Source organism: Novosphingobium sp. UBA6272 (assembly GCF_002440635.1).
Classification (GTDB): Bacteria; Pseudomonadota; Alphaproteobacteria; order Sphingomonadales; family Sphingomonadaceae; genus Novosphingobium.
Genome location: NZ_DJUW01000001.1, coordinates 64,346 through 89,609, shown reverse-complemented (window position 1 = coordinate 89,609; position 25,264 = coordinate 64,346). Strand labels below are relative to the sequence as shown.

Sequence of the window (25,264 nt, the reverse complement as noted above, 5' to 3'; positions counted from 1 at the left end):
TCACCGCGCGCCTTCCGACCACAGCACCACCCGCAGCGTCTGAAGCAGGATCAGCAGGTCGAGGAACGGAGTGTAATTCTTGGCATAGTAGAGATCGTATTCCAGCTTGTGGCGGCTATCCTCAAGGTTCGCGCCATAGGGATAGTTGATCTGGGCCCAGCCGGTGATGCCCGGCTTCACCATGTGCCGCTCGGCATAATAGGGTAGCTGCTCTTCCAGCTCCGAGACGAATTGCGGGCGTTCGGGGCGCGGGCCGACAAAGCTCATCTCGCCCTTGAGCACCGACCAGGTCTGCGGCAGTTCGTCGATCCGGACCTTGCGGATGAAGCGGCCGAGCCGGGTTACGCGCGGGTCATTCTCCTGCGCGAACTGCGCCCCGCCAACCTCGGCGTCGGTGCGCATCGAACGCAGCTTGATCACGTCGAATGGCTGCCCGAACAGGCCGACCCGCTGCTGGCGGTAGAATGCCGGTCCCTTGCTATCCAGCTTCACCAGCAGCGCGAACAGCGCGATGACCGGCGCGGACAGGATCAGCAGCAGCGAGCTGGCGGTGATATCGAACAGCCGCTTGACCGCGCTGGAGATCGCCCGGCCCGAAGAAAAGCCGTCGGAAAAGATCAGCCAGCTGGGGTTGACCGTGTCGAGATCGACCCGGCCCGTCTCGCGCTCGATGAAGCTCGAGAAGTCGTTGACGTGGACCCCGGTGGTCTTGATCCGCAGCAGGTCAGACAGCGGCAGGGAATTGCGCCGTTCTTCCAGCGCCAGCACGACCTCGCTGACGTTGAGGTTTTCGACATGGCGGGTCAGGTTCGAAATTGCGGCGCGCGGGATTGCCTCGCCGATCACCGGCTGGCTTTCGGTCATCGCGACATAGCCGACGATGACGAAGCCGCTCTCAGGGCGGTCGGACAATTGCCGCAGCCGGTCGGCCCGCATCCCCGCGCCCAGCACCAGCACTCGGCGGCGAAAGGCAGCAGCGCCCAGAATTCCCCCAACCACCAAGCGGTTGGCGACCAGCACGATGATCGAGCCGCCCATTGCGTAGGCCAGGACCGAGCGCCAGAAATTATGTCCGCCGAACAGGAAATCGATAAAGGCGAGCCCGATGATCCCGAGGCTCACCGCAACCAGTAACCGGGCCGTAGCGAACCGCATCGAACGCAATGCGTCGGCGCCGTAGACCCCGACCGCGACCATCGCCATCAGCATGACCCCGGCAAATCCGGACAACTGCCAGAACCGGCCCAGCGTATCGCCGCCGTCAATCCCGATTTGCGAAGCGCGCAGCCGCCAGCCCAGATCGGCCGCGATGAACAGCAGCGCAATATCGATCAGGCCGAGCAGCAGCACGGCGTGGGGAATGTAGTGCTTGAACAGCCGGATCATGGCTTTGGACGGCCCTCGTTTCAAACTTGAGGATCGTGCTACCCGGCAGAAGTGAAATGTCGGTAAACTTTACAGAACTTGGTTAAGCCCTGTTCAGCGCCCGAAGGCGAAGGGCGTAAGGCCGCGGCTGCGCTCATCGAACTGCAGAGCAGCTCCGCGCGGCGGCAGCGAGCGCTGCTGGCAATCGCTGCGGTGGCAGCGCGCGCAGCCCGGGCCGATCGGGGTGGCCTGACCTGGATCGAGCGGCAGTGCGCGGGCCTGCGATAGCTGCGCTGCGAGCTGCGCTTCCAGCCCCAGAACCACCGCGAATTGCGCCGGATTTCCGCCCGGCGCAGCAGCGCTGCCCTCCACAGTGCGTCCCATGGTAACCCAGTGCGAGACCTGGCCAGAGCTTTCGGCGAATTCGAGCGACTGGACCTGAATGCGTCCAGCCTGCTCGAACGCGCGGTGGACATTCCACAACGGGCAACTGGCATCGCTCTCCAACATGGTCGTTCCGCTGGCCCCGGCATAGCGCTTGGAAAATTGCCCGGCGCGATCGATCCGGGCCATGAAGAAAGGCAGGCCGCGCTGGCCCACCCGCTGCAGCGTGGTCAGGCGGTGGGCGAGTTGCTCAAATCCAACGTTGAAGCGGCGCTGCAGGATAGTCAGATCATATCCGGTCCCCTCGCAGGCCCGCATGAAACGGCCATAGGGCATCAGCAGTGCCGCAGCGAAATAGCCTGCCAGATGACGGCGGAACAGCCGCCAAGCCGATCGATCGGCAAAGCGCGCGCCATCGGCGATCGCGGCGATCGCTTCACCCTGCTCCAGCATCGCAAGCTGCAACGCGACCTGGAAGTTGCGCGAGGATTGGTCGAGGAGTTCCGACAACTGCAGCTGGCGGGCGTGTAGGTCTAGCCGCCGCAAGGCATCGGGCATCACATCATAAGGCAAAATCCGCAGCGACAGCTGGTGCTTTTGTCGCAATCGCTCGGCCAGGGCAGCGCCTATCTCGGCATTCGACAGCCGTAATTCGTCGGCCAGTTCTTCAGCAGCGACGTCGAGATCCGCGAAATGGTTGCGCCAGCGCTCGATTTCGCGGCGGGCGAGGTTCATTGGATCACTGGCAACAGCGCTGGAACTGCCTGCATCTGCCCCGGCCGCGTCGTACAGCCGGGCAAAGGCCAGCGCAGCCTGCGGCGCTGCTGCCAGCCATTCGGTCACTTCGTCACGGTCGATCCCCAAGTCGGCAAAGCGTTCATCGGCTAGCCGCCGTCGTAGTCCGTCGACCCCGCCCACCGCCTCGTCCTGGCGCAGGCTTCGCGGATCGAATTCGAAGGCTTCGGCTAGCTGGACCAGAAGCCGGGCGGAAAGCGGACGCTGGTTGCGCTCGATCAGGTTGAGGTAGCTCGGGGAAATTCCCAGCCGCGATGCCATCGCCGCCTGGGTCAGCCCCTCGCGGCGGCGCAGGCGGCGGATTGCAGGTCCGGCCAGGATTGCGGTTTCAACCATATCCCTTATTGTAACTTTCTTTACATCATTGCAAGTCCAAACCCGGTTCAGCGCGCATCATGACAACAAATTCTGTAACTTCCGTTACCGAGACTCGCTGCACTGCAGTATGACTGGGGCAACAACTCCCCAGGAGACTTTCCGTGACCTATTCGAATGAAATCGCCGCCGCCGACCAGACCATCTCCACTCAGCCTGCCTGGGACGGGATCAACGCCGAATCGGTCGCCCGCATGCGCTTGCAGAACCGCTTCAAGACCGGGCTGGAAATCGCCAAGTACACCGCCGGGATCATGCGCCGCGACATGGCCGCCTATGATGCCGATCCGGCCCAGTACACCCAGTCGCTGGGCTGCTGGCACGGCTTTATCGGGCAGCAGAAGCTCATCTCGATCAAGAAGCATTTCGGCACCACCAAGGGCCGTTACCTCTACCTCTCGGGCTGGATGATAGCCGCGCTGCGCAGCGAATTCGGCCCCCTTCCCGACCAGTCGATGCACGAAAAGACCAGCGTTCCGGCGCTGATCGAAGAACTCTATACCTTCCTGCGCCAGGCCGATGCCCGCGAGCTGGGCGGCCTGTTCCGTGAGCTCGACGATGCACGCAAGTCTGGCGATGAAGTCAAGGCGAAGGCCGTGCAGGCCAAGATCGACGGCTTCGAAACCCACGTCGTGCCGATCATCGCCGATATCGACGCCGGGTTCGGTAATGCCGAGGCAACTTACCTGCTCGCCAAGAAGATGATCGAAGCCGGTGCCTGCGCGCTGCAGATCGAAAACCAGGTGTCTGACGAAAAGCAATGCGGCCACCAGGACGGCAAGGTTACCGTTCCGCACGAAGACTTCCTCGCGAAGATCCGCGCCATCCGTTACGCCTTCATGGAACTGGGCGTCGACGACGGCATCATCGTCGCCCGCACCGACTCGCTCGGCGCCGGTCTGACCAAACAGATCGCCTTTACCCGCGAAGCCGGCGATATCGGCGATCAGTACAACAGCTTCCTCGACTGCGAGGAGGTGACCGAAGTGGGCCACGGCGACGTCCTGATCAGCCGCGACGGCAAGCTGCTCAAGCCCAAGCGGCTGCCCAGCAACCTCTACCAGTTCCGCTCGGGCACTGGCGAAGACCGCTGCGTGCTGGACTGCATCACTTCGCTGCAGAACGGCGCCGACCTGCTGTGGATCGAAACCGAAAAACCGCACATCGGCCAGATCGGCGGAATGGTCAGCCGGATCCGCGAAGTGATCCCCAATGCCAAGCTGGTCTACAACAATTCGCCCAGCTTCAACTGGACGCTCAACTTCCGCCAGCAGGTGTTCGATGCCTGGGTGGAAGCCGGCAAGGACGTTTCCGCCTATGACCGCGCCAAACTGATGAGCGTCGATTACGATGCCTCGCAGCTGGCCCAGGAAGCCGACGAGCGGATCCGCACCTTCCAGCGCGATGCAGCGGCGCAGGCCGGGATCTTCCACCACCTGATCACGCTGCCGACCTATCATACCGCGGCGCTGAGCACCGATAACCTGGCCAAGGAATACTTCGGCGACGCCGGCATGCTGGGCTACGTCAAGAACGTCCAGCGCGAGGAAATCCGCCAGGGCATCGCCTGCGTCAAGCACCAGAACATGTCGGGCAGCGACATCGGTGACGATCACAAGGAATACTTCGCCGGTGAAGCCGCGCTCAAGGCCGGCGGCGAACACAATACGATGAACCAGTTCGCGGCCTGACGGCTGCCAAAGACCTCCTGGGGAGGAGAAACGACGGTCGTCGGGGCGCCCCTTTCGCCCCGGCGGCCGTCAAACTTTTCGTAACCATAAGCCGGAACCGGGCGGTTAACCTTCGCGGGCTAGAAACGCAGCCATGCGCCGCCCTGCCCCCACCCTGCCGATTTCATCAAAGCAGCTGAAGCATTTCGCTGCGGCAACAGTCGCGATCACAACGCTCCTCGCGCTGTTTGCCGGCGGAGATGATATCGGCGTGGCAGCGCAAATCGACGCCACCCAGGCCAAGAACGACCTGATTGCCGCCGAACAGAAGAAACTAGGCACCAAGCAGCTCGCCACGCACATGAAGGTCAAGACCGGCGGCGGCGGATTTGGTGAGGATTCGGGCGGCGGCTTTGGAATGGGCGACGGCGGCGGCGGAGCTTCGTCAGCGCGCAGGAGTTTGCCGAAGTCTAGCCCCCAGGGTCCTGCCTTCCTTCCGCCGACCGACTTGTCATCGCAGCCCGGCGGCAAAATCACGCGCCGCAGTATGGCCAAACCGAAGGGCCGACAAAATGCCGATTCGGAATTGGCTTCTACCGCCGGCGGCGATCCCGCCAATGCGGGTCGACCGGATACCAGTCAGCTCAGCAGCGCGATCGAAGCTGCACGCCAGCGCTCAGGCAGCGCCGGCGCCAATGGTGACTAGAAGCACTCCCTGGCCAGGAAGGCGCGGCTGTCCGCCCCGATCAGCGCGGCATGGCCATAGTTCGGGTGGTCGATCAGCAACATTGCGCTCCCTTCCCCGCTTTTCCAGACGGCAATCGCCGCTGGCGGGAAATCGAAGTGCAGGAAGTGAACGGCACTGGCCTTGTTATCGCTGGCCCGGGTCCGCTCGGTATCGCCTTCGGGGCGGGCGCGGATCGTAAATCCGCCGAGCTGGATCGCGATGTGGTTTTCCACCCCGCCGATCGTGCGCAGAAATGCATCACGGCGCACCGCATCGCCGATCTCGAACAGCAGGGTGCAGGTCAGCTCGGCGCCCTTGGGCACCATCGGGTCATAGGCCGCCAGTTCATCGGCCAGCTGCTCGTCCCCGCCCTTCTCGATCCGCAGCATTTCGTGGATCTGCAACCACATCGAATCCCAGTTTTCGAACAAGACGGTTGCATGCGGACCAACCGAGATCCGGGTCAGCTGCTTGCGTGCCAGGGCTTCTTGCTTCTTGTCGGCGCGGATCAGTTCGTACTGATCGACCGGCAGGATGTCGGCGGGGGTAATGGTCCGGGTATCGCGGGGCATTTGTTTACAATCCATAAGCTTGGGCCAGAACCTCGATCGGGTGGCCGATGCGGGCCGGCGGTTCGGCTCCGTTGGCGGCAATCACCTGCTTGAGGTGCGGGCCGGCCAGTGGGCATTCCGAAACGATCAGATCCGGCTGGTCCTTGACCAGGTTGCGCGCGGCGGGCTTGCCTACCTTTACCGCGCGGTCGAAGTTTTCCTTGAAGATCCCCCACTTGCCGCCATGGCCCGAGCAGCGCTCGGTCAGGGCCGGCTTGGCATCGGGGATCAGGCGCAGCATCTCCATCGCCTTGGGCCCCATGTTCTGGGCGCGGGCGTGGCAGGCAAAGTGGACTGCTATCCGCTTGTCCATCGGCGCGATCGGCGCCAGCCCGCCATCCTTCGACAGCGCGACGACATATTCGGCGACATCGAAGGTGTGCTTGCTGAGCAGCTTGACCGTCTCGTTCTCCGGCTCGATCAGCGGCCATTCGAACTTGAGCATCAGCGCGCAGGAGGTGGTCAGCGGAACGATATCCCAGCCTGCTTCGATCAGCGGCGCGAAGTGTGCCGAAATGCGGTTGGCGGCGCTGGCGACGGCAGGCAGGTCGCCATTCTCGAACTTGGGCATGCCGCAGCAGTCGGGATGCTCGATCCGCACCTGGACGCCGTTGTGCGCCAGCACCTTCACCAGCGCCACACCGGGGCCGCCGTCATTGAATTCATCGTGGCACCCGGCATAGATCGCAACCTTCTTGCCGAAGGCGGGGCCGTCGGGATTGGGCGCCGGGATAATCCCAGGGGCCTGGCGGGTCAGCGAGATTTCCATGAAGGGCGGCAGGTGTGCGCGTCGGTCAATCCCGGTCACCGCCTCGATCGCCGGGCGGGTCAGACCGTTGTCCTGCTTGGTCGCCCAGTTGGCCAGCCCCGCAGCCATGGAGCCGAGCCGCCCGTTGCGATCCATCTCCGCCAGCTGCTTGTCCATCAGCAGAGTCTCACCCTTGCGGTTCTTCACAGCGCGAGCGCGCAGCATCAGGTGCGGGAAATCGAGATCGAAGCTGTGCGGCGGGACATAGGGGCACTTCGTCATGAAGCACATGTCGCACAGCGTGCAGGCATCGACGACCTTGGCCAGCTGGACCGGGGTCAGATCATCAACTTCCTCGTTCGGCGCCTCGTCGATCGCGTCGAACAGGATCGGGAAACTGTCGCACAGGTTGAAGCAGCGGCGGCAGCCGTGGCAAATGTCATAGACGCGGCGCAGCTCGGCATCGAGCGCGGCTTCATCGTACCAGGCTTCATCCTGCCACGGAATCGCGTGGCGCGTCGGCGCGTCGAGGCTGCCTTCCATGCCTGCCCCCTAAGTCTTGCAGTAATAATGGGATGACGAAGCAACCCAGGCCTGTTGCAACGGCGCTGGATTGCTTCGCGGGTGTCCCCTCGCCGGGCAGGCGAGGGGGCGGGGGGGCTCGTCAGGCGTCAGCCAGCAGGGTGTCGAGCGTCTTCTGGAACTTGCCGGCATGGCTCTTTTCAGCCTTGGCCAGGGTTTCGAACCAGTCGGCGATTTCGTCGAAGCCTTCGTCGCGCGCGGTCTTGGCCATGCCCGGGTACATGTCGGTGTACTCGTGGGTTTCGCCGGCGATCGAGGCCTTCAGGTTGGCAACGGTATCGCCGATCGGCTCTCCCGTGGCGGGATCGCCGCATTCTTCAAGGTATTCGAGGTGGCCGTGCGCGTGGCCCGTTTCGCCTTCGGCAGTTGAGCGGAACACCGCGGCGACGTCGTTATGGCCTTCAATGTCGGCCTTCTGGGCGAAATAGAGGTAACGGCGGTTAGCCTGGCTTTCACCGGCGAACGCGGCCTTGAGGTTTTCTTCGGTCTGTGAGCCCTTGAGTCCCATGTTCTCTCTCCATGAATGGGTGGAAATGTCCCAGCGTAGATGCGCCGTCACCCGGGCGAAGGCCATGCGGAATTTCCGCGAGTGGAAATCGGGAAAAGCGATCAAATAGTTGCGAATAATTCGCAATTCCGTTTGATCATGCCCGCGTCTGAAATGCGGTGGTGCCCCTGGCCCGACTCGAACGGGCACGTATTGCTACAAACGATTTTGAGTCGTTCGCGTCTACCATTCCGCCACAGGGGCCCTGCGCGTGCGGGTGAGCGCTTAGCCGGGCTTTGCCGGTGCGGCAAGGGACGATCGAACGAACCCGATCACCGGATCAGAAAAGCAACCGGTAGTGGACCTTGGCCGGATCGATCCGCAGCATCGAGGACGACGTGGGAGTCCAGACGATCGCGGGCGGGATCAGGCCATCGTCAACCCGAATGCCTGGAAGATCGCTTGGATATCGCCCAACCCGGCGCAAGTGCGGCGCCAGCTCCAGCCCTGCCCCCGGCCCACGCAAGGCGCGGGGCAGATCGAATCGGCCCTGTGGCAGGACGATCATCAATTCCTGCTCCGCCACGGGCTGCGGGGCCCCAATAACCAGCAGGATCGGGCCAAGTCCGTGTTCAAGAATCGAAATCGGCATGGACGCATCTCCGCAGCATTGCAGCCGGACGTACGACATATTGCCAAACATGCTTAAGAACCGGCTAACACCGGGGCTGTCCCCGGTGTTAGCGATGAAAAAATCGGGTCAGGCCTTGAGCGCGCCGACGATGACCTTGTGCAGGCGTGAATGCAGCGCGTCGTTTCCGGCCAGAACCTGCTTGTCGCAGACCGGCTGACTGATCCCGCGCCAGTCGGACACGAAACCGCCCGCTTCGCGCACCAGCAGGCACCCGGCCGCCGTATCCCACGGCTTGAGGTTGCTTTCCCAGAACCCTTCGTAGCGACCGGCAGCCACCCAGGCGAGATCGAGAGAGGCCGCGCCGAACCGGCGGATTCCTGCCACCTGCGGCGCCAGCGCGGTATAGATCTTCATCCATTCCGCCGGATCGCCGGCCCCGGCAAAGGGAATGCCGGTGGCGATCAGGCTCTCGTCGAGGTGGCGACGGCCCGAAACGCGCAGACGGGCATCCTGCAGCCAGGCCCCGCGAGCTTTTTCAGCCCAATAGCTCTCGTCGGTAATCGGCTGATAGACCAGCGCCGCGGTCACATCGCCCCAGCCCGAGCCGTCCAGCTTGGGTTCCTGCACCGCGATCGAAATCGCGAAGTGCGGAATGCCGTGCAGGAAGTTACTGGTCCCGTCGAGCGGATCGATGATGAAGCGCGGCTTGCCGGGATCGCCTTCGATCACCCCGCCCTCTTCCATCACGAAACCCCAGTCAGGCCGCGCCGCGCGCAGTTCGTCCCACAAGGTCCGCTCGGCGCGCTGGTCGGCCTTGGACACGAAGTCGGCCGGCCCTTTACGGCTGACCTGGAGGTGCTCAACTTCCCCGAAATCGCGGCGCAAGCGGCCACCGGCCTTGCGGGCGGCCTTTTCCATCACGCGCATCAAGCCGGAAATGACGGCCATCTCTATTCCTGTTCCTGATCAAAAGTCACTGTCAGGCCATCTGCCTGAAAGCGCAGTTTCAAAACATCTGTTTCAACTACGTAGCGGTTATCGACAACTGTCAGGGTATTGATCGTACCCATGTCGTAACCATCGACGTCCTGCGGAAGTGAGTCGGATTTCTGATTCCAGATCAAATCCCGACACTTCGCAAAAGTAAGCCAACCGTCACGATAACAAGCCCACTCACTCTTACGAGGATCGCTGTAGCCGGGATGATCCTTGGTGAGATGGAGGACAGCCCGAAGTTTGAGATCGCCGCCTGCGAATGTCAGCCCCATCAGCCAAGAGTCCTCAAGATAGAGGCCATCGAGGGATGGTGCTGACAAGTTAGTCCGCCTTGCCGACGTAGCTACGTTCGTAGACGTCGACCACGATCCGGGTGCCGCTGGCGATGTGCGGCGGCACCATCACGCGCACGCCGTTATCCAGGATCGCCGGCTTGTAGCTGGACGAGGCGGTCTGGCCCTTCACCACGGCATCGGCTTCGACAATCATCGCTTCGATGTGCTGCGGCAGTTCGACGCTGACCGGGCGTTCTTCCCACAGCTCGAGCACCACATCCATCCCGTCCTGGAGGAAGTCGGCGGCATCGCCCAGCAGGTCGCGCGGCAGGGTGATCTGTTCGAAATTGTCCTTGTCCATGAACACCAGATCGTCGCCCTCGGCGTAGAGGTACTGGAAGTCCTTGGTGTCGAGCCGGACCTTTTCGACCGTGTCGGCGCTGCGGAAGCGGACGTTGGTCTTGCGGCCATCCATCAGGTTCTTCATCTCGACCTGCATGAACGCGCCGCCCTTGCCGGGCTGGGTATGCTGGATCTTGGCAACCTTCCAGATGCCCTTATCGTATTCGATGATGTTGCCGGGACGAATGTCCACGCCGCTGATCTTGGCCATGATGCCTGCCTTCAAGGATGAGAAAGAACCCGGCACCGCTGCCGGAAGCTGGCGCCCTTAGCGCGGGCGGGCGCGCGGGGCAAGGTGGCGCGTGCGGCCAAGCGGTGCTAGAAGCCTGGGCGATGCTACGTTACGCCCTCTCCGCCGCCCTGCTCGCCGCCTCTGCCGCTGCCTTTGCCGTGCCCGGCGGGCCGATCGACAGCCTGCTGCCGGGGGCCTTCGCCTGCGAATTGCCCGGCGATGCAACCAACGCCGCCGGTTACCGGGTGGATGACGAAAACTTCGTCATCGCCAATTCCAACAGCTATTACACTCCGGCCGGGCGTGGCATCTATCTGCTGACCGGAGACGATCTGGTTCTGACCAGCGGCCCCAAGCGGGGTGACAAGTATCGCCGCATCACCGACAATTTCCTCCGCAAGCTGGGTCCGGATGGCAAGGCTACCCAATTGCGTTGTGTGCGCAAGGTGCTCAACAACAGCGTTGGCCCGGGCTGCGACCGAGCTGGAACCGGCAAGTCTGCGGCTTGCGCCGCAGGCGCCGGCAACCGGCCCTAGCGGCCCGAAACGGCCTTGCGGGTCGCGCTGTAAAGCCAGGCCACGGCTGCGGCAAAGATCACAATCCCGGCCAGCTCTGCCCTGGGATTCTCGGCCATGACGGCCAGGGCATCCGGACTGCCGGTTGCCGCCGCAATTCCGGCAAAGGCCACTCCGAACAGGCTTTCCCCAACGATCAGCCCGGTTGCGGCCAGCACGCCCATCCGCTCTGCAAAGCCGGGATCGGCCTGCCGTTCGGCCCAGCGGTTATAGAGGTGGCCCAGGATCGCCCCGACCGGGATCAACAGGGTCAGCCCCATCGGCAGGTAGATTCCCATGCCCACCGCAAGCGGCGGCAGACTGCCTTTGCCTGACTTGCGCAGCAGTTCGTCGACCGCGATAACCCCCGCGCCAATCGCGGCGCCGGTGCCGATCAGGCTCCAATCGAGATTGCCGCCCAGCACGCCTTGGGCGATCGCGGTGATCAACGCAGCCTGCGGGGCTGCCAGCGCATCTTCGCCAGCACCGGGCGCACCCTGGAAGCCGAATGTGGTGTTCAACAGATCGAGGATCGGCGGGATCACCAGCGCACCGAAGATCACGCCCAGCACCAGGGCAATTTGTTGACGCCATGGCGTTGCCCCGACCAACTGTCCGGTCTTCAGATCTTGCAGGTTGTCGTTGGAAATCGTGGCGATGCCAAAGACGATCGCGGTGACGAACAGCGCAAAGGCAACCAGCGCCTTGGTGCTCGCCTCATCCCCGCCCTGCCCGAATATGGCCACGAGCAAAAGCGAGATGCCCAGGCTTGAAAGGATGCCCACGCCCGAAATCGGGCTGTTCGACGCCCCGATCAGCCCCGCCATATAGCCGCAAACCGAAGCGATCACGACCCCGGCCAAAAGCACATAGACAATCGAAAGCGCTATCGTGCTGCCCATCGCCGCGGCAATTGGTCCGCCGGCGGCAAAACCGGCCAGCAGCACACCGATCGGCAGCATGGCAATCAGGATCGTTCCGCCAACCACGCCAATCGGCAGGTCCCGCTCGGTAATGTCGAGCTGTTCTCCCTGCCCGGCCTTGCATTGGCGCGCCGCGGCCAGTGCCCCCGAAATACCGCGTGCAATCGGCCCAAGCATCTTGAGCAGGGTCCAGATCGCCGCAACCCCGATGGTGCCGGCACCGACGAAGCGAACCTTTTGACGGAAGGTTGTCGAAACGAAATCGGCCAGTTCGGTGCCGCTCGGCGCGCCGCCGGCGGTGAACTGCGGCAACAGGATGATCCAGCCGATCACCAGCCCGACCAGCATGGCGATACCAACCGCAAGGCCGACCAGATGGCCGACCCCGATCAGGGCCAGCGAAAAACTGGTCGAAAAAGCCGTCGCGCCCGAACCCAGTTTAACCACCGTCCCCGCCTCTTCGGCGACCAGCTTCATCTTCGCGAGGACCGCGTAACCGGCGGAAAGCAATGAGCCGAGCACGATTGCCGCAAGCCCCTTGCGGTTCTCTTCCGCGCCGCCGACCCCAGCGCCAACCTTGAGCACTTCGGCCGCCGCAACCCCTTCGGGATAGGGCAGGTCCGAACCGGTCACCAAAGCGCGGCGCAGCGGCACCGAATACATCACCCCCAGGATCCCGCCGACCGCGATTACCGCAACCGATTGCCAATAGGGGAAGCCGGTCCACCAGCCGATCATGATCAAACCGGGCAAAACAAAAATGATCGCCGAAAGCGTCCCCGCCGCCGAGGCGATGGTCTGGACGATATTGTTTTCCTGAATCGTACTGTCGGCGAAGGCCTTGAGCAACGCCATCGAGATGACCGCCGCCGGGATCGAGGTGGCAAAGGTCAAACCGATCTTGAGGCCGAGATAGACGTTTGCCGCCGTGAACAGCACCGTCAGCACCGCACCAAGGATGATGCCCCGAATGGTCAGTTCACGCATGGCGGTCGCTCCGGAAGTTGACATGTTTCACAGGGTACCGGCCGCAAATATTTGCGGCTTTACCTCACTGTAGGACTGTTGGCACAGTTCGGTGCAGTAGGAAACGGTCGCAACCGCCTATCCCCAGTCAGCAGACCGCCAGAATGGCTCAGTTACTGCCGAGTGCCGCTGCGAAGGCGCGCACGGCCGCGGCCTCGTCGCCGCTCCAGACCGCGCCCGATACGGCCAGGAAATCGGCCCCGGCCTTGACCAGCGGGCCGCAGTTTTGCGGGGTGATCCCGCCGATCGCGACGCAGGGAATTTCCATCAATCCCTGCCACCATTCGAGGAGATCGGGCGTGGCGATATAGTCGGTCTGTTTGGTAGTGGTCGGGAAGAACGCCCCGAAGGCGACGTAATCCGCCCCTGCGTCGCCCGCTTCCAGCGCCAGGTGGCGGCTGTTGTGGCAGGTAACGCCGATCTGCGCTTCGCGGCCGAGCCGCTGGCGCGCTTCTTCGACCGTGCCATCTTCCTGGCCCAGGTGGACGCCATCGGCCTTGATCCGTTTGGCCAGACTGATCGAATCGTTGACGATGAACGCAACCTCGCGCTCTGCGCAGATCGCCTGCAGCGGTTCGGCCAGCCGCGCCGCCTCATGTTCGTCGATGCCTTTGACCCGGAACTGGAAGGCAGCGACCGGCGCGGCATCAAGCGCGCGGGCAAGCCGCTCTGGAAAGGCGCCGCCGACTTCGAGCGGAGAGATCAGGTAAAGCTGGCACTGGGTCATTTCGCGCCCTTAGCGACTTCGCGGCCATTTCGGAACCATTCATCGCGCCCGGGCATTATTGCTTCATGATCAGAACCATCGCCTTGCCGCTTGCCGCCGCCGCCCTCAGCCTTACCGGCTGCGCCACGGTCCAGCCCGACGCCGACGGAGTCGCCCGCGCCCGGATTGGCGAGACCGCCTATGTCGGCGGCCCCAAGGTGACTCCGCTGATGGTCCTGGAAGACAGCCGCTGCCCGGCAGATGTGCGCTGCGTCTGGGCCGGCCAGGTCCGCCTGACCGTGCGGATCGACACCGGCGCGGGCTATGTCACGCGCGAAATCATCAGCAACAAGCCGATCTCCGTTGCCGACGGAACGCTCGAGCTGGTCGAAGTGATGCCTGCTCGCGTGTCCGCCAGCGAACCGATCCGCAAGACCGATTACAGCTTTGGATTTCGCTTTAGCGGCGGGCTTTAGGCGGCTTTGACGGTCGATCCGCTGAAAATCGCGTCGATCGCCTCGCCCAGCGCGGCATCGAATTCGCTGTCGCTCATCTGGTGACGCAGATCTTCGAGCAAGGCGCGACTGAAGCTGGCAATGATCCCGCGGTTCTTGGCGAGTTCGATACAGGCCTCGGGGCGCTTGTAGCCGCCCGACAGCGCGACAACCCGCAGCACCTTGGGATGATCGACCAGCGCGTCGAACTTGCCCGGCTGCACCGGCAGCGACAGCTTGAGCATGACCTGCTGGTCCATGGCTTCAAGGTTCTTGAGCATTTCATCGAGCAGGATCGCATCGCAATCGGCGCGGGTTTCGCTCTTGATGTTCACTTCGGGCTCAAGGATCGGCATCATGCCGTGCGACAGGACCTGACGGCCGACTTCGAACTGTTGAGCGACCGCAGCAGCGATACCGGCGGCGTTGGCTGAATTGATCACCGAACGCTCCTTGGTGCCATAGACGCCGAGCGCCTTGGATCGGCTGAGCAAGGCGTCCAGTTCGGGCATCGGCTTCATCAGCTGAACGCCGTTCTGTTCGTCTTCCAGGCCCTTGTCGATCTTGATGAAGGGGACAATGCCCTTGTCGATCAGCGCGGCCGGAACCGGCTTGCCCCCCGCGGTGCCGTCCATGGTCCGCTCAAACAGGATCGCGCCGATCACCTTGTTCCCGGTAAAGGCCGGTGAGGTAATGATGCGTTCGCGCATCTGGTGGATCAGGCCGAACATTTCCGCTTCGTTTGACCAGGCACCCTCGCTGACGCCATAACCCGCCAGCGCCTTGGGCGTGGAACCACCCGACTGATCGAGAGCGGCAATAAAACCGTTTCCGGCGGCCATCTTGGCGGTCATGTCGGCAGTGTTCATCGAAGCGGATCCCTGTTTGCGCATACGTATGTGATGCGGCGCCCATAGCGACCTCGCTGCCTCGCCGCAACCACGCTAACCAGCTTTTCCTTAGGCTGTCTGCAGCGCCACCACGCCGGGCAGTTCCTTGCCTTCCATCCATTCCAGGAAGGCCCCGCCGGCGGTTGAAATATAGCTGAAATCGCCCGCCACCCCGGCATGGTTGAGCGCGGCGACAGTATCGCCCCCGCCAGCCACCGAAGTCAGCACGCCTTCCTTGGTCAGCGCAGCGGCACTGCGGGCCAGGGCGACGGTGGCGGTGTCGAACGGCTGGGTCTCAAATGCGCCGAGCGGACCGTTCCAGACCAGCGTGCGGCAGGTCTTGAGCACATCGGCCAGCGCCTCGGTGGCCTGCGGGCCAATGTCGAGGATCATCTCGTCAGCGGCGACTTCGTGGACATTGCAGGTCCGCAGGCTGGCCGGGTTGGCGGCGAATTCCTTCGCCACGACAACATCATAAGGCAGATGGACGGTGCAGCCGGACTTGTCGGCAGCTTCGAGTATCTGCTCGCAGGTCGCGGCCAGTTCATGCTCGCACAGGCTCTTGCCGACCGCGACCCCGCGCGCGGCGAGGAAGGTATTGGCCATGCCCCCGCCGATGATCAGGTGATCGACCTGGGTGACCAGATGCGTCAGCACGTCGAGCTTGGAGGAGACCTTGGCTCCGCCCACCACGGCAGCGACCGGACGCACCGGATTGCCAAGCGCGGCTTCGAGTGCCTTCAGTTCCGCTTCCATCGAGCGGCCGGCATAGGCCGGGAGCAGATGCGCGAGGCCTTCGGTACTGGCATGGGCGCGGTGCGCGGCGGAGAAGGCATCGTTGACATAGAGGTCGGCATTGGCGGCGATTGCCTTGGCAAGGTCGGGATCGTTCTTTTCCTCGCCCTTCCAGAACCGGGTGTTTTCCAGCAGCGCGATATCGCCCGGCTGGAGAATGCCGATCGACTGCGCGACCACCGGCCCGGCGATCTCGGGCACGAACATCACTTCCTTGCCCAGCACCGCCTGAACCGCATCGATCGTCATGCTGACCGACATGGTCGAGATTTTCTCACCCTTGGGCCGACCGAAATGCGCCAGCAACAGCACCTTGGCGCCCTTGGCCGACAGCTCGAGGATCGTCGGTGCCGCGGCCCGCACGCGGGTATCGTCGGTAACATGCGCGTCCTGCATCGGCAGGTTGAGGTCGACGCGAACCAGCGCCACCTTGCCGGTAAGGTCTCCGAGATCGTCGAGGGTCTTGAACTTGGTCATGGTCGAATTCCCTAGTGCGGGGCCGCGCTATCACTGCCAACCAAAACTCGTCACCCTGAACTCGTTTCAGGGTCCATCTCTCGCCGAAGACCTAAGCGCTGTTGGGCAGCTAGGCCGCGCCGAAGACTGGCATTCAGCGCTTCGATCATGAGGCAGGATGGATGCTGAAACAAGTTCAGCATGACGAACTTTGTTGGGTTGGCGATCAGGTCAGAGCAGCTTCCCCATCGCCCCGGCGGTGTCGACCATCCGGTTGGAGAAGCCCCATTCGTTATCGTACCAGCTGAGCACGCGAACCAGCTTGCCGTCGATCACCGCGGTTTCGAGGCTATCGATGGTCGAGCTGTTGGCGCAGCCGTTGTAATCGATTGAGACCAGCGGTTCGTCCGAAAAGCCCAGCACACCCTTGAGCGCGCCTTCGGCCGCAGCCTTGAGCAGCGCGTTGACTTCGTCCTTGGTGGTGTCGCGCTTCGGCTGGAAGGTCAGGTCGACCACCGAGACGTTCGGGGTCGGCACGCGGATCGCCGAGCCATCGAGCTTGCCCTTCAATTCGGGCAGCACTTCACCCACTGCGCGGGCAGCGCCGGTGGTGGTCGGGATCATGCTCATCCCGGCGGCGCGGGCGCGGCGGGGGTCTTCGTGGATCTGGTCGAGGATCTTCTGATCGTTGGTATAGGCGTGAACCGTGGTCATCAACCCGCGCTCGATCCCGATCGCATCGTTGAGCACCTTGGCGAAGGGTGCCAGGCAGTTGGTGGTGCACGAAGCGTTGGAGACGATGGTGTGGCCGGCTTCCAGCTTGTCATGATTGACGCCGAACACGACGGTCAGGTCGACATTCTTGCCCGGGGCCGAGATCAGCACCTTCTTGGCACCGGCGGCGATGTGCTTTTCGCAGCTGGCGCGGTCGGTGAAGAAGCCGGTGCATTCCAGCGCGATATCGACGCCGTTGGCGGCATGCGGCAGGTTGGCGGGATCGCGCTCGGCCGAAACGTGGATGCGCTTGCCGTTGATGATCAGATCGTTGCCATCGACTTCGACAGTGCCGTCGAAGGCACCGTGAACACTGTCGCGCTGGAACAGCATGGCGTTGGCCTTGGCCGAAGCCAGATCGTTGATCGAGACCAGTTCGAGATCGTGGTCAGTCCGCTCCAGGATCGCCCGCGCAACATTGCGCCCGATGCGCCCGAAACCGTTGATCGCAACCTTGATTGCCATGCTGAAAACTCCTGCGTTATTGGCCCAAGCGGGCCGTGATCTGGGGAACAATCTTGTCGGCAGTAAGGCCGAAATAATCATAGAGCTGGTCGGCCGGAGCCGAGGCACCAAACCGGTCAATGCCGATCGCCAGTCCGTCGCCGAGGTACTTCTGCCAACCGAGCGTCACCCCGGCCTCGATCGAGACCTTGAGCACGCCCGCCGGCAACAGGTCGGCGCGGTAGGCGGCGTCCTGTTCGTCGAACAGTTCCCAGCACGGCATCGAGACGACATCAGCGCCGATCCCTTTCGCTTCGAGCGCGGCGGCGCTGGCCAGCGCAATCTCGACTTCCGAGCCGCTGGCCACCAACACCACCTGGCGCGCGGCCTCGGCAGCCTTGAGGCGGTAGGCACCCTTGGCGGTTTTCATCTCGGCCTCGAAGCGCACCGGCGGCAGGTTCTGGCGCGAAAGCGCCAGAACCGAGGGGCGGTCTGCCTGCTTGAGCGCAAGCGCCCAGCTTTCGGCGGTTTCGATCGCATCGGCCGGGCGGAAAACCAGCAGGTTCGGAATCGCCCGCAGGCTCATCACGTGCTCGATCGGCTGGTGGGTCGGGCCGTCTTCGCCCAGTCCGATCGAATCATGGGTCAGCACATAGACAACGCGGGCATGCTGGATCGCCGACATCCGGATCGCGTTGCGGCAATAGTCAGCGAAGACCAGGAAAGTCCCGCCATAGGGGATGACCCCGCCATGCAGCGCCATGCCGTTCATCGCTGCCGCCATTCCGAACTCGCGGATGCCATAGTGAACGTGCCGTCCGGCATAGTCAGTGGCGGTGAACGAAGGGGTGGCCTTGGTCTTGGTCAGGTTCGAGCCCGTAAGGTCGGCACTGCCGCCCAGCAGTTCGGGGATCGCCACGGTCAAGGCTTCCAGCGCCATTTCGCTGGCCTTGCGGGTCGCCACCTTGGGCGGATTGGCGACCAGCGAGGCGAGATAGTCGCGCGCCGCGCCCTTGTCGGCCGGCAGCTCGCCAGCCAACCGGCGTGAGAATTCGCCCGCCTGCGGGTGACTTGCAAGGCGAGCTTCCCATGTCGCCAGCGCAGCAGCGCCCTTTCCGCCCAGCGCACGCCAATCGTTCCGGATCTCCGCCGGCATTTCAAACGGCGCCGCAGTCCAACTCAGGAACTCGCGCGTGGCGGCCACTTCGTCGGCGCCCAGCGGGCTGCCGTGGACCGAATGGCCGCCTTGCTTGTTGGGCGCGCCCTTGCCGATAATCGTGCGGCAGGCCACCAGCGACGGGCGCGGATCGGCGGCGGCTTCGGCCAGCGCGCGCGAAATCTCGCCATAGTGGTGGCCGTCGCAGGTCACCGTGTGCCAGCCCGCCGCCTGATAGCGGCCCAGGATATCCTCGCTGGTCGAAAGGTCGGTGTCGCCATCAATGGTGATGTGGTTATCGTCCCACAGCACGTTGAGCCGGCCCAGCCGCAGCACGCTGGCGAGGCCAATCGCCTCGTGGTTGATCCCTTCCATCAGGCAGCCGTCACCAGCCACCACCCAGGTCTTGTGATCGACCAGATCGTCCCCGAACACCGCGTTGAGGTGGCGTTCGGCCATCGCCATGCCGACGGCCATCGCCAGCCCCTGCCCCAGCGGGCCGGTGGTGCATTCGACGCCCGCCAGCTCGAAATTCTCCGGATGCCCGGCGCAGGGGCTGTGGAGCTGGCGGAAATTGCGAATGTCGTCGATCGTCGGCGCTTCATAGCCGGTCAGATAAAGCAGCGAGTAGATCAGCATCGAGCCGTGCCCGGCAGAGAGCACGAACCGGTCCCGGTCCGGCCACTTCGGCGCCTTGGGATCGAACTTCAGGAACTGGCTGAACAGCACGGTCGCCACATCGGCCATGCCCATCGGCATGCCGGGATGGCCCGAATTGGCCGCCTGGATCGCGTCCATCGAAAGCGCGCGGATGGCGTTGGCCATGGGCGCGAGGCGGGAGGGATCGAGGCTCATCGGCAAAGGCTCCTGAAAGGGCAGGAATGCGGCGGCGATTCGGCGCGTCGCCTCCTTTGCGAAGGCATGGCCCCCCGTCAAGGCGGGCCCGCGCCCTGCCCTTCTCAAACCGGGGGAAATCCGCCCTGCAACACTTTGCCGGACCATGACATTGCGTTAGCGTGACGGAATGGACGAAGACCGCAGCAGCCGCGCGCTCGCGCGGATAGAACAAGCCCTGGCCCGGATCGAGGCCGCTGCGCGCGCGCCGCGGGCCGCTGCGCCGGACGGAGAACTGACTGCGCTGAAGGCCCGGCACGAGCGCCTCAAGCTTGCCGTGCAGGGCTCGCTGGAACAGCTCGACCAGCTGATCGAAGGGACTCAGGGATGAGCAACGTCAACCTGGCGATCGGCGGACGCTCCTACACCGTGGCCTGTGCTGTCGGCGAAGAGGAACACGTTCAGGGCCTTGGCCGGATGATCGACGAAAAAGTCCAGGCGATCGGCACCGGGCACAATGAAATCCGCCAACTGCTGTTCGCCGCGCTGATCCTGGCCGACGACTTGCACGAGGCGCGCAAGCATGCCGCCCCTGCCGCGGGCACTGCTCCGGACCATTCCGCCGCGCTGGAAGCCCTGGCCGATCGGCTTGAACGATGCGCCGCCGCGTTTGAGGCGTAACGATCCGGGAAGTGGTTGCGGAAGGGGCTGGAGAAGCCTATTTAGGTCAGCGACGGGTACTGCCCGGTGCGAGCCTTCGAAAATCCCTGAGGCTATAAGCAAATCCAATGGGGGCTGTCCCTGGTCGGACCCTGGTCTGGCACATATGGTTCCCACCTGACGTGAACGCGTCAGAGGATTTCCCGGCAACGGCCCATGGTGGTCCCGTCACCCACCTTTCCCGCCGGAGCTGCGCGTGATCGAGAAGAAACAATTGCGCGCCGAACTGAAGCGGCGCCGCGCCGAGCATGTTGCGGCGATTCCCGAATTCCAGCGCGCCCTGCTGTTCCGCCGCCCGCCCGAGCCGGTCATGGCGATGGTCCCCGAAGGCGCGGTGATCTCGGTCTTTCACGAGATGACCGGCGAGGTTCCCGCATCCAACTATGGCCGCTGGTTTTATGAGCGCGGGCATCGCATTGCCCTGCCCTGGCTGGAGTCGCGCGGCGCGCCGATGCGGTTCCGCGAATGGACCAATCCCTTCCTCGACGATCTGCTGGTCCCCGATCCCTACGGCGCGATGCAGCCCTCCCCGAATGCCGAGCTGCTGGTGCCCGAGGTGATGTTCTGTCCGCTGCTCGGCTTTACCAGCTCGGGCGGCAGAATTGGCTATGGTGCCGGCTATTACGACCGCTGGCTGGCGGAGAATCCGCCGCACCTCGCGATCGGGCTTGCCTGGGACTGCCAGCTGGAGGAAGATCTGCCGATCGAACCCCACGACGTGCCGCTTCATGCCGTGATCACCCCCACCCGCCTGTACGGACCCTTCTGATGCGCACTGAACCGACCTTGCGAATTCCCTTCGGCGTGCTGGGACTGTTCGTCGCCCTGATGGTCTATGGCGGGCTGGTGGCACGCTATATCGCGCCGCTGATCCAGGATTGGCACGCGCTGGCGCAGACCCCGGTCTATGTCGTGCTCGGCGTGGTCTGGCTGCTGCCGCTCAGGCGCTTTCTGATCTGGATGGAGACGGGGAAATTCGGCTGAGCGCCGCGATCCGCCGCTGATCCTTGGGCCTGCCGAACCGGCGCAGGATCGCTGTCAGTTCGTCCTGGTCCGGCACGTAGGCCATCCCTTCCCCAACCGCGATCGCCACGCGCGTCTGCGGCACCAGTTCGTGCCAGCCGCCCTGTTCGAACAGGCAGAACCCGGCGAACAGCTCCACCGGCAGCGCAGCAAGGTTCCAGCGATGGAACACCTCCGAGCGGAACTTTCCGTCAGGCACTCCCGACCTGGGTGTCAGCCCCAGCGCGGCAAAGACCGCCGGAACATCGCGCCGATCCAGCAGCACATCGACGTCCAAGACCTCGTCCGGATCGCCGCCGTGCAGCACGACCGCAGCGCTGCCAAGGATCCACCAGGGGTGACAGGTCACGCTTAGCCTGGGCAGTAGTGCGGCAAGGGTCGTTTCAAGATCGTGGCGGGTTATCACAGTTGCTGCTTGCCGAAGCATCAAGCCTTGGGCAACCTCTCTGCAAAGGGGAGGACCAGTTCCATGAAACGCAAGATCGCCATCATCGCCGGACTGCTCGCGCTGACCATCGGCCTGGCGCTGTTCCTGGGGCGCGGCATGCTGGCCGAGCGGGCGTTTCAGCGGGCACTGGATACCACTGTGGGGGTCGATCAGACTGCAGCCTATGCCGATGGCCTGCACCTCTACGTCTGCGGTTCGGGATCGCCGATGCCCGATGCCAACCGCGCCGGGCCGTGCCTGGCGGTGCTGGCGGGCAACCAGGCCTTCGTATTCGATTCGGGTTCGGGCTCGATCCGTAAGTTGCAGCGCATGGGCTTTCCTATGCCCAAGCTTCGCGCGGTCTTTCTCACACACCTCCATTCCGACCATATCGACGGGCTGGGCGAACTGCTGCTGCAGGCCTGGGTGGCAGGTGGCCGCTCTGCACCGCTGCCGGTTTATGGCCCGGCCGGCACCGACCAGGTCATCGCCGGTTTCCGCACCGCTTATGAAATCGACGAGGGCTACCGCGTGGCGCATCACGGACCCAAGGTCGTCCAGCCATCAGGCTTTGGTGGTGCCGCGCAGATCATCGCTCTGCCTGACGGGACCGACAGCCAGGTGGTCTACGATGCCGACGGGGTGAAGATCACCGTTATCCGGGTCAATCACGCCCCGATCGCCCCGGCCTTTGGCTACCGGATCGACTACAAGGGCCGCTCGATCGCGCTGTCGGGCGATACGGTCTATTCGCCCAGCTTTGTCATTGCCTCGAAAGGCGCGGACCTGATGTTGCATGAAGCGCTCAACAAGGAAATGATCGCGGCGCTGGGCAAGAAGCTGGGCGAGCGCGGCCAGGCTAACAACGCGCAGATCATGAGTGACATCCAGAACTATCATGCCAGCCCGGAAGATGCCGCGCGGTCGGCCAAGGAAGCCGGGGTCAGGGAACTTGTGCTCTATCACCTGGTCCCGGCCCCGCCGGCCAAGCTGATCGAACCGCTGTTCCTGGGCGGTGCACCCAAGATTTTCCCCTCTGTCCGGCTGGCCAACGACGGCATGTTGGTGCACCTGCCAAGCGGTAGCAAGGCGGTGGAGTTTACTTCAGCGTTTTAGGAAAATTCCCAAGTGGCGCGAGTGACGGGGCTCGAACCCGCGACCTTCGGCGTGACAGGCCGACACTCTAACCAACTGAGCTACACCCGCGCAGCCACTTGGGAGCCGCGCCACTAGGCCAGCACGCCGGGGCTGTCAACAGGGTAGGCGGCGCATTTTTTCGCCCCTCGCCGCCTCACCGAAACAGGGGCTGAATCGGCTGTTAACCATTCCTTTGCCCGGATTTGCGATCACTGCCCCGCTTCACCGCGAAGCTGACAATTCGGGGGCTTACCATCGTGACTATCCGCCGCAGCCTTGCCAAGCTGGCCTGCACCCTTGCGCTTGCCGTTCCGCTGATTGCCGCCGCCAATCCGCTGGTCGCGCTCGATAGCGCAGTCTTCGTCGAACGGCTGGTACCCAACAAGGGCCGCTTGCTCCAGCCGGCCAGCGTGCTGAAGCCGGGGGATCGCTTGGTCTATGTGGTCAGCTGGTACCGGATGGGCGGCCAGGGCGGCTTTACCGTTACCAACCCGCTGCCGCGCAAGGTCTATTTCCAGGGCAGCGCCGATGGCCGTGAGGAAGTCTCGATTGACGGCGGGCGCAGTTGGGGCAAGCTTGATGCCCTGCGCGTAGGTACCCGCCTGGCGACGCCAGAGGACATCACCCATGTCCGCTGGCGAGTCCCTGCGACGGAAGCCGCACGCGGATCGGGCCAGATCACTTATTCGGCGATCGTCCGCTAACAGCCTTCATACTTCCAGTTGCGTTTCTTGCCCTCGGCGATCCATTCGCCGGCCTGGGCAATGCGCTTTGCGCGGGTCTCTGGCCGCTTCGCCTCGACGATCCATTCCAGATATTCGCGCCTATGCGAGGGCGCCATGGCATCGAACCGCTCGCGCATGCCCTGCAGCCGGGCCAGCTCGGCCGCGAAGTCATCGGGCATCGCAATCTCGGCCTTTGGTGCCTTTGCCGCAACCTTGGGCTTGAGCGCGGTACCGGCGGAATCGATCCGCTCCGCCGCCGCGCGCAGCTTGCCCGCAAGGTCCGCTTCGATCGGCAAGTCTGACAGCGTGGCGATCTTGCCGAACTGGCCCATCGCGTCGCCCTGCCGGCCATCGCCATGGATCATCATCGTGCAATGCGCCTTGAACGCGGCCATCCCGGCCAGATTCTTACCCTTGTAGAGGAAGTGCGGCATTCCCCACTTCAGATCCTCGTCGAGCCCCGGAATCGCGCCGTGGACCAGCGCGCGGATGTGCCGCAGGATCGGCTGGGCAAAGGGTGCGGACTTGGCGATATAGGCATCGATCCTGGGGTCCATCGCCATGAGCCAGCCCTCTGCTAATCCGCCAGCAAAAGCACCGGCGTTTCAATCAACCGCTTGAGCGCCTGAACAAAGCTGGCCGCGTCCCAACCGTCAACCACGCGGTGGTCGCAGCTGATCGAAATGTTCATCAGCTTGCGTTTCTCGATCCGCTCGCCGCCCATGCCATCGGGCACGAACATAGGCCGTTCGACAATTCGGTTCGGACCGATGATCGCCACTTCGGGACGGTTGATCACCGGCGTCGTCGCCACCCCGCCCAGCGGCCCGAGCGAAGTGATCGTCAGGGTGGAGCCGGAAAGTTCGGCGCTGGTTGCGGTACCCTTGCGCGCGGCTTCCGCCAGGCGGACGATTTCGCTGGCGAGCTGCCACAGGTTGCGGTCCTGCGCATCGCGGATCACCGGCACCATCAGCCCCCCGTCGGTCTGGGTCGCCATGCCGAGGTGGACCGCACCGAACCGCTGCACCACGCCGGCCTCATCGTCATAACGCGCGTTGAGCATCGGGAAATCGGGGAGCGTGCGGCAAATAGCGCTGATCAGCAGCGGCAGCATGGTCAACCGAATCCGCTCACCCTGAGCCTGTCGAAGGGGCGCCGAATTGAGCTGCGCGCGCATTTCCTCCAGCGCGGTCACATCGCATTCCTCGACATAGGAGAAATGCGGGATGCTGCGCTTGGACGCGGCCATGTTCTCGGCGATCCGGCGGCGCAGACCCATCACCTTGACGGTCTGATCCACACCCTTGGCCCCGGCGGCGCGGAAGCCTCCGGCAGCGTTGTAGGCCAGGAAGGCGTCGAGATCGGCATGGCGAATGCGGCCATCTTCGGCCGGCTTCACCTGGGCAAGATCGATGCCGAGATCGGACGCACGAGCGCGCACGGCGGGACTGGCTAGGACTTTAGAGTGGGGTGCGAGTTGCGGGGCGGCTTCGACAAGCTCAGCCTGAGCGGGTGTTAGCGTTTGGGGTGGAGTCGCAGGGGCAGGAGGAGGAGCAGTTTCAAGCTCCGTAATTCGGGCCTCTTCCACCACCTCCGCTTGGGCTGAGCCTGTCGAAGCCCCTGGCGCGTCACTGGCCTCACCGGGTTCCTCCCCCTCAACCTCGATCACCACCAGCGGCGAACCGATCGCGATCATGTCGCCCTCTTCGCCGGCGACCGAAAGGATCGTGCCCGAAACCGGGCTTTCCATTTCGACCGTCGCCTTGTCGGTCATGACGTCGGCGATCTTGCCGTCTTCCTCGATCCGGTCACCGACCTTGACGTGCCAGGCGACAATCTCGGCCTCGGCGATGCCTTCGCCGATATCGGGGAGCTTGAACGTGAACTTGCCCATCGT

Annotated in this window: 28 protein-coding genes and 2 tRNA genes; 10 read left to right on the top strand and 20 right to left on the bottom strand. The window is 63.7% G+C overall.

The annotated features are described in order from the left end of the window. Positions 1-1,386: a TIGR03013 family XrtA/PEP-CTERM system glycosyltransferase gene (locus B2V17_RS00475; RefSeq protein WP_292994060.1), complete on the bottom strand. Its 1,386-nt coding sequence runs from the start codon at positions 1,384-1,386 to the stop codon at positions 1-3. A gap of 93 nt (positions 1,387-1,479) precedes the next feature. Continuing rightward, positions 1,480-2,880, bottom strand: coding sequence for a helix-turn-helix domain-containing protein (locus B2V17_RS00470; RefSeq protein ID WP_292994058.1), 1,401 nt, complete (start codon positions 2,878-2,880; stop codon positions 1,480-1,482). Between the two features lie 143 nt (positions 2,881-3,023). Between B2V17_RS00470 and B2V17_RS00465 the strand changes: the two genes are divergently transcribed. Continuing rightward, entirely contained in the window at positions 3,024-4,610 is a 1,587-nt protein-coding gene (locus B2V17_RS00465; protein WP_292994056.1) for an isocitrate lyase, read from the top strand. Between the two features lie 133 nt (positions 4,611-4,743). Continuing rightward, positions 4,744-5,295, top strand: a complete 552-nt coding sequence (locus B2V17_RS00460; protein ID WP_292994054.1) for a hypothetical protein — start codon at positions 4,744-4,746, stop codon at positions 5,293-5,295. On the opposite strand, the gene B2V17_RS00455 is transcribed toward B2V17_RS00460, so the two are convergent. From B2V17_RS00455 to efp, 8 genes are all read right to left on the bottom strand, one after another. Next, the gene (locus B2V17_RS00455; protein ID WP_292994052.1) at positions 5,292-5,888 is read right to left on the bottom strand and encodes a DUF3501 family protein; all 597 of its coding nucleotides are present in this window, start codon (positions 5,886-5,888) and stop codon (positions 5,292-5,294) included. The genes B2V17_RS00460 and B2V17_RS00455 overlap by 4 nt on opposite strands. Positions 5,889-5,892: 4 nt before the next feature. Beyond that, the gene (locus B2V17_RS00450; RefSeq protein ID WP_292994050.1) at positions 5,893-7,218 is read right to left on the bottom strand and encodes a heterodisulfide reductase-related iron-sulfur binding cluster; all 1,326 of its coding nucleotides are present in this window, start codon (positions 7,216-7,218) and stop codon (positions 5,893-5,895) included. 121 nt (positions 7,219-7,339) lie between these two features. Beyond that, a complete protein-coding gene (locus tag B2V17_RS00445) occupies positions 7,340-7,831 on the bottom strand; it encodes a rubrerythrin family protein (protein ID WP_292994048.1) in 492 nt (163 codons plus the stop codon). A gap of 93 nt (positions 7,832-7,924) precedes the next feature. Then, a tRNA-Leu gene (locus B2V17_RS00440) sits at positions 7,925-8,008 on the bottom strand. Between the two features lie 76 nt (positions 8,009-8,084). Then, complete coding sequence (locus B2V17_RS00435) at positions 8,085-8,396, bottom strand: hypothetical protein (protein WP_292994046.1); 312 nt, start codon at positions 8,394-8,396, stop codon at positions 8,085-8,087. Between the two features lie 108 nt (positions 8,397-8,504). Beyond that, positions 8,505-9,326 carry an inositol monophosphatase family protein gene (locus B2V17_RS00430; RefSeq protein ID WP_292994044.1) on the bottom strand — a complete coding sequence of 274 codons (822 nt, stop codon included), beginning with the start codon at positions 9,324-9,326 and terminating at the stop codon, positions 8,505-8,507. A 2-nt stretch (positions 9,327-9,328) separates the two neighbouring features. Continuing rightward, the gene (locus B2V17_RS00425) at positions 9,329-9,694 is read right to left on the bottom strand and encodes a hypothetical protein (protein ID WP_292994042.1); all 366 of its coding nucleotides are present in this window, start codon (positions 9,692-9,694) and stop codon (positions 9,329-9,331) included. A gap of 1 nt (position 9,695) precedes the next feature. Further along, on the bottom strand, positions 9,696-10,262 hold the full coding sequence (gene efp, locus B2V17_RS00420; RefSeq protein WP_292994040.1) for an elongation factor P: 567 nt from the start codon (positions 10,260-10,262) through the stop codon (positions 9,696-9,698). 122 nt (positions 10,263-10,384) lie between these two features. On the opposite strand from efp, the gene B2V17_RS00415 reads away from it, so the two are divergent. Next, entirely contained in the window at positions 10,385-10,819 is a 435-nt protein-coding gene (locus B2V17_RS00415; protein ID WP_292994038.1) for an elongation factor P, read from the top strand. Here B2V17_RS00415 and B2V17_RS00410 read toward each other — a convergent pair. Both B2V17_RS00410 and thiE read right to left on the bottom strand, forming a co-directional pair. Continuing rightward, positions 10,816-12,771 carry an OPT family oligopeptide transporter gene (locus B2V17_RS00410; protein WP_292994036.1) on the bottom strand — a complete coding sequence of 652 codons (1,956 nt, stop codon included), beginning with the start codon at positions 12,769-12,771 and terminating at the stop codon, positions 10,816-10,818. The genes B2V17_RS00415 and B2V17_RS00410 overlap by 4 nt on opposite strands. Before the next feature lie 124 nt (positions 12,772-12,895). Further along, positions 12,896-13,513, bottom strand: coding sequence for a thiamine phosphate synthase (gene thiE, locus B2V17_RS00405; RefSeq protein ID WP_292994034.1), 618 nt, complete (start codon positions 13,511-13,513; stop codon positions 12,896-12,898). 65 nt (positions 13,514-13,578) lie between these two features. Between thiE and B2V17_RS00400 the strand changes: the two genes are divergently transcribed. Then, positions 13,579-13,968 (top strand): hypothetical protein, encoded by a 390-nt coding sequence (locus tag B2V17_RS00400; RefSeq protein WP_292994032.1) that lies wholly within the window; start codon positions 13,579-13,581, stop codon positions 13,966-13,968. On the opposite strand, the gene B2V17_RS00395 is transcribed toward B2V17_RS00400, so the two are convergent. From B2V17_RS00395 to tkt, 4 genes are all read right to left on the bottom strand, one after another. Next, positions 13,965-14,855 carry a fructose bisphosphate aldolase gene (locus tag B2V17_RS00395; protein WP_292994030.1) on the bottom strand — a complete coding sequence of 297 codons (891 nt, stop codon included), beginning with the start codon at positions 14,853-14,855 and terminating at the stop codon, positions 13,965-13,967. The genes B2V17_RS00400 and B2V17_RS00395 overlap by 4 nt on opposite strands. A 90-nt stretch (positions 14,856-14,945) precedes the next feature. After that, positions 14,946-16,148: a phosphoglycerate kinase gene (locus B2V17_RS00390; protein ID WP_292994028.1), complete on the bottom strand. Its 1,203-nt coding sequence runs from the start codon at positions 16,146-16,148 to the stop codon at positions 14,946-14,948. Between the two features lie 210 nt (positions 16,149-16,358). Further along, a complete protein-coding gene (gap, locus tag B2V17_RS00385) occupies positions 16,359-17,366 on the bottom strand; it encodes a type I glyceraldehyde-3-phosphate dehydrogenase (protein ID WP_292994026.1) in 1,008 nt (335 codons plus the stop codon). Between the two features lie 16 nt (positions 17,367-17,382). After that, positions 17,383-19,356 carry a transketolase gene (gene tkt, locus B2V17_RS00380; protein ID WP_292994024.1) on the bottom strand — a complete coding sequence of 658 codons (1,974 nt, stop codon included), beginning with the start codon at positions 19,354-19,356 and terminating at the stop codon, positions 17,383-17,385. Positions 19,357-19,525: 169 nt separating this feature from the next. Here tkt and B2V17_RS00375 point away from each other — a divergent pair, with 169 nt between their 5' ends. From B2V17_RS00375 to B2V17_RS00360, 4 genes are all read left to right on the top strand, one after another. Continuing rightward, positions 19,526-19,726, top strand: a complete 201-nt coding sequence (locus tag B2V17_RS00375; protein ID WP_292994022.1) for a hypothetical protein — start codon at positions 19,526-19,528, stop codon at positions 19,724-19,726. Beyond that, a complete protein-coding gene (locus tag B2V17_RS00370) occupies positions 19,723-20,016 on the top strand; it encodes a cell division protein ZapA (RefSeq protein ID WP_292994020.1) in 294 nt (97 codons plus the stop codon). Before B2V17_RS00375 ends, B2V17_RS00370 begins: the two co-directional genes overlap by 4 nt. Positions 20,017-20,251: 235 nt before the next feature. Beyond that, complete coding sequence (locus B2V17_RS00365; RefSeq protein WP_324475599.1) at positions 20,252-20,824, top strand: 5-formyltetrahydrofolate cyclo-ligase; 573 nt, start codon at positions 20,252-20,254, stop codon at positions 20,822-20,824. Continuing rightward, the gene (locus tag B2V17_RS00360) at positions 20,824-21,039 is read left to right on the top strand and encodes a DUF2842 domain-containing protein (protein WP_292994018.1); all 216 of its coding nucleotides are present in this window, start codon (positions 20,824-20,826) and stop codon (positions 21,037-21,039) included. Before B2V17_RS00365 ends, B2V17_RS00360 begins: the two co-directional genes overlap by 1 nt. Here B2V17_RS00360 and B2V17_RS00355 read toward each other — a convergent pair. After that, positions 20,996-21,484 carry a hypothetical protein gene (locus B2V17_RS00355; protein WP_292994016.1) on the bottom strand — a complete coding sequence of 163 codons (489 nt, stop codon included), beginning with the start codon at positions 21,482-21,484 and terminating at the stop codon, positions 20,996-20,998. The two genes, B2V17_RS00360 and B2V17_RS00355, sit on opposite strands and share 44 nt — an antisense overlap. A gap of 63 nt (positions 21,485-21,547) precedes the next feature. On the opposite strand from B2V17_RS00355, the gene B2V17_RS00350 reads away from it, so the two are divergent. After that, positions 21,548-22,621 carry an MBL fold metallo-hydrolase gene (locus tag B2V17_RS00350; RefSeq protein ID WP_292994014.1) on the top strand — a complete coding sequence of 358 codons (1,074 nt, stop codon included), beginning with the start codon at positions 21,548-21,550 and terminating at the stop codon, positions 22,619-22,621. Between the two features lie 13 nt (positions 22,622-22,634). Here B2V17_RS00350 and B2V17_RS00345 read toward each other — a convergent pair. Then, positions 22,635-22,711 (bottom strand) — tRNA-Asp (locus tag B2V17_RS00345). A 188-nt stretch (positions 22,712-22,899) separates the two neighbouring features. Between B2V17_RS00345 and B2V17_RS00340 the strand changes: the two genes are divergently transcribed. Then, on the top strand, positions 22,900-23,346 hold the full coding sequence (locus B2V17_RS00340) for a hypothetical protein (RefSeq protein ID WP_292994012.1): 447 nt from the start codon (positions 22,900-22,902) through the stop codon (positions 23,344-23,346). Here the strand turns inward: B2V17_RS00340 and B2V17_RS00335 are convergent. Together B2V17_RS00335 and B2V17_RS00330 are read right to left on the bottom strand one after the other, a co-directional pair. Further along, positions 23,343-23,924 (bottom strand): YdeI/OmpD-associated family protein, encoded by a 582-nt coding sequence (locus B2V17_RS00335; RefSeq protein ID WP_324475600.1) that lies wholly within the window; start codon positions 23,922-23,924, stop codon positions 23,343-23,345. The two genes, B2V17_RS00340 and B2V17_RS00335, sit on opposite strands and share 4 nt — an antisense overlap. 20 nt (positions 23,925-23,944) lie before the next feature. Continuing rightward, on the bottom strand, positions 23,945-25,261 hold the full coding sequence (locus tag B2V17_RS00330) for a dihydrolipoamide acetyltransferase family protein (protein ID WP_292994008.1): 1,317 nt from the start codon (positions 25,259-25,261) through the stop codon (positions 23,945-23,947). Between the last annotated feature and the right edge of the window lie 3 nt (positions 25,262-25,264).